Raw genomic sequence first — 3,200 nt, 5'->3', positions numbered from 1 at the left:
ATCGGACGCAATTATAAAGTTGCTCATGATGATCTTACTCCCATTTGGGCAAAACTTACTCCTGAGGAAAAGGCTTGTATCGACTACAAACCCAGCGTCAAGGTTGCTGCTTTTAAATCCTTGCCTCCTCAGTCCTTACTGACAAGAGTCGTTGTTGAAACCCCGGCAACCCCCACTCTGGCATTTAAACTTGTAAAAGGAGAAAAATAATTATGGCAATTAAAATTATTACCACTGCACAAAGTGTTAATAAAGTTAAAGTTCTTGTTTATGGATTCGCTGGTGTTGGTAAAACACGGCTTTGTGCTACTACAAAAAATAATCTCATTCTTAGTGCAGAAGGCGGACTTCTGTCTTTGGCTGATGAGGATATTCCTGTCATTGAAATAAAATCTATGGAAAATCTCAATGAGGCATTTATGTTTCTTAAGGATAGCAAAGAAGCTGCTGCTTACGAAACAGTGTCCCTGGATTCCTTATCAGACATTGCAGAAGTTTGCCTATCAACTGCCAAAGCTGAAACCAAAGACCCGAGGCAAGCCTATGGCGAATTGGGAGATAAAATGTCGGTTATAATTCGAGCATTTAGAGACTTGCCAAATCACAACATTTACTTTACAGCGAAAGTTAAACGTCTTACTGATGATTTTGGCGTCACCCAACATGTTCCCTCTATGCCTGGGAATATGTTAGTTACAGCCCTGCCATACTTCTTTGATGAAGTGCTGGCTTTGCGTACTGCGCAAACCGAAGAAGGCACACCATATAGTTATCTCCAAACTTCTCGGGATTTATATTGGGAAGCTAAAGATCGCTCTGGAAAGTTGGATTTTATGGAAGAACCGAATCTTGAAAAACTCTTCAATAAAATCAGAGGAAATAAAACTAATGGAAAAGGAGGTGAGAAAAAAGTAGTAGAAAAAGCAGCAGTAGAAAAAGAAACAACAACAGCAAAAAAATAACATTAAAACAAGGAGCAATAAAATGGCTGAATTAGGTGGAGTATTCGATTCAAATCAACACGAGGACTTAGGAGCATTTGAACCAATTCCGGCTGGGGATTATCCTATGGCAATAACGGGAAGTTCCATGCAAGATACCAAAGCAAAAACCGGAAAGTACATCAAACTTGAGTTCACTATTTTGGATGGTGAGCAGAAAGGACGTAAAATCTGGACCAATTTGAATGTCGTCAATCCAAACCCGGTTGCAGTTGAAATTGCGCAAAAGGAATTGGCTACCATTTGTCGGGCTTGCGGCAAACTCACAATCACTGATACAATGGAATTGCATGGCATTCCCTTTTTGGGAAAAATTAAAGTTCGTCCCGCTTCTGGGGATTGGCCGGCCACCAATGATATGGTGAATTATAAGGCTTTGGAAGGAGGAGTGGCGCCTGGTGCTACCAAACCAGCCACTTCTGGTTCTAAAGATGCTAAAAAAGGTGGAGTTCCTTGGGCATAGGATAAAGTTTGGCATAGGTGGCGGAATTGATGCGATAAATAACATTTCGCATGGCATACGCTCAAGTGGAAAATTGCAGGTTCGAATCCTGCCCTATGCCAAAAATAACTTATTGTGCCCATGTCTCGACAGGTAAACTATCGGTCGGGTTCAAATCCCGCAGGAGAGTGACAAACCGAGTGGGCACAATTAAAAAGAAGGAGAAATAAATGGAATTATTTGTTGTCGTTAGAATGGGAGTTTATGACAGAGGCATTGTCGGGGTATATGACAATAAAATCGATGCCATGAATGGTTTTATAGAAGCAAAGAATTTTGAAAAAGATGATTACCATGTTTTTGAAGTGAGAGAATACGAACTTAACAAAACCATTGATTTTAATAATTATGTAAAACCCTTTGAATTAAGTACTTGTTATGGCCCTCCGTATTATACTAATGATAACAACTATGCGTTGAATAAGGAGGTAAAATCAAATGATTAAAGTTTTAAAAGACAAGGAAATTTTAAAAAAGAAACCAAATTTGAAACTTATGCCAAACCATTACCATTTTATTAGTGGTCATGGAAGAATATGGGATTCATCTGTTCGAGGGACTGCTCAAAGAGTAGGTGACTGGTACAAAGAAATGGTGAAGCAATGTTAGAAAAAATAGTATTTCGATCAATTTTAGGCCTTGTTATTATTGTATGGATTTGGGTGATGTTTGTAGTCGCCCCAGTAATGATAGAAACAGCTATGGATGCTTTAAAATTATGGAAGGAGATATTGTAATGGTAGCAATCCCAAAAGAGGCCTTTACTTTAAAGATAGAAGAAGCAATTGAAGAGCAAACAATTGTCCAACAACCACGTCCTTACTTCGGCATCAGTGGCATTGGGAGTTCATGTGCTCGCGATTTGTGGTATAGTTTTCGCTGGACAACCGAATCAAAAATCACAGCCCGTCAGCAACGGCTATTCAGCCGTGGTCATCGTGAGGAACCAATAATCATTAAGGATTTAATTGCTGCAGGTTGCGAAGTAAAAAATAGACAGAAAGGTATGACCGCTGGATATGGTCATATAAAAGGTCATATCGACGGAACAGTATCCAATGTCCCTGATGCGCCAAAAACCGAGCATTTATTAGAACTGAAAACTGCTAACAATTCAAATTTTAATGGCATTAAAAAGGAAGGAGTAGAAAAAAAGAAGCCTGATTATTGGGCTCAAGTGCAATGTTATATGCATCTGCTGAAATTAAAGCGTACTTTATTCGTCGTTGTCAACAAGGACAATGATGAACGCTATTATGAGCGCATTCGGTATGATAAAGAAGTTGCTGAGAAGTATTTCGCCAGAGCCGAGGACATTATTCTTTCTGAATTCCCTTTGGCAAGAATTGGTGGTGCCTCTTGGTATGAATGCAAATGGTGTGATCATTACTTGCTTTGCCAGTATGACGAGGAGCCATTAAAGAACTGCCGAACCTGCCAGCATTTAGATATGCATAAAGGCGGACGCTGGCGCTGTTCTTATTTGAAACAGCCCCGTTCTGTAGCAAAACAAAGGGAAGGAAAGGATTGTCCTTTCTGGGTGAAAATGGAAGGATTGAAATGAAACCCCCAACCAAAACATTCCTTGTAGAAGATGAGTATGGTAGTTATTCAATAGAAGCTGTGGATGGCAAACAAGCATCAGAACTTCATGTTCGTAATAGTTACAATTTGGGGCCATATGAACAAATGGAAGT

General features: G+C 39.6%; 6 protein-coding genes and 1 tRNA gene. All 7 read left to right on the top strand.

Annotated features, from left to right (window positions below; translation table 11 throughout):
- Positions 1-210, top strand: a 210-nt coding sequence (locus tag VMW01_08825) for a hypothetical protein (GenBank protein ID HUW06353.1), incomplete at its 5' end; no start/stop codon positions are given.
- Between the two features lie 2 nt (positions 211-212).
- Positions 213-962, top strand: a complete 750-nt coding sequence (locus VMW01_08820; protein HUW06352.1) for an ATP-binding protein — start codon at positions 213-215, stop codon at positions 960-962.
- A 22-nt stretch (positions 963-984) separates the two neighbouring features.
- Positions 985-1,464, top strand: a complete 480-nt coding sequence (locus VMW01_08815) for a DUF669 domain-containing protein (GenBank protein ID HUW06351.1) — start codon at positions 985-987, stop codon at positions 1,462-1,464.
- An 11-nt stretch (positions 1,465-1,475) separates the two neighbouring features.
- Positions 1,476-1,564: transfer RNA gene (locus tag VMW01_08810), tRNA-OTHER, on the top strand.
- A 109-nt stretch (positions 1,565-1,673) separates the two neighbouring features.
- The gene (locus VMW01_08805) at positions 1,674-1,949 is read left to right on the top strand and encodes a hypothetical protein (GenBank protein HUW06350.1); all 276 of its coding nucleotides are present in this window, start codon (positions 1,674-1,676) and stop codon (positions 1,947-1,949) included.
- Positions 1,942-2,112: a hypothetical protein gene (locus tag VMW01_08800; GenBank protein ID HUW06349.1), complete on the top strand. Its 171-nt coding sequence runs from the start codon at positions 1,942-1,944 to the stop codon at positions 2,110-2,112. The genes VMW01_08805 and VMW01_08800 overlap by 8 nt, the downstream gene beginning before the upstream one ends.
- A gap of 109 nt (positions 2,113-2,221) precedes the next feature.
- Positions 2,222-3,067 (top strand): YqaJ viral recombinase family protein, encoded by an 846-nt coding sequence (locus tag VMW01_08795; protein ID HUW06348.1) that lies wholly within the window; start codon positions 2,222-2,224, stop codon positions 3,065-3,067.
- Positions 3,068-3,200: the final 133 nt, after the last annotated feature.

Origin of the sequence: Williamwhitmania sp., from assembly GCA_035529935.1 — a bacterium.
GTDB lineage: Bacteria > Bacteroidota > Bacteroidia > Bacteroidales > Williamwhitmaniaceae > Williamwhitmania.
The sequence above is the reverse complement of the archived record's forward strand: the minus strand, read 5'-3'. Positions and strand labels throughout refer to the sequence as shown.

What these genes read in the sequence shown, in the direction of transcription:
- VMW01_08820 (HUW06352.1), top strand. Translation starts at nt 213, where the DNA reads ATGGCAATTAAAATTATTACCACTGCACAAAGTGTTAATAAAGTTAAA.
- VMW01_08815 (HUW06351.1), top strand. Translation starts at nt 985, where the DNA reads ATGGCTGAATTAGGTGGAGTATTCGATTCAAATCAACACGAGGACTTA.
- VMW01_08805 (HUW06350.1), top strand. Translation starts at nt 1,674, where the DNA reads ATGGAATTATTTGTTGTCGTTAGAATGGGAGTTTATGACAGAGGCATT.
- VMW01_08800 (HUW06349.1), top strand. Translation starts at nt 1,942, where the DNA reads ATGATTAAAGTTTTAAAAGACAAGGAAATTTTAAAAAAGAAACCAAAT.
- VMW01_08795 (HUW06348.1), top strand. Translation starts at nt 2,222, where the DNA reads ATGGAAGGAGATATTGTAATGGTAGCAATCCCAAAAGAGGCCTTTACT.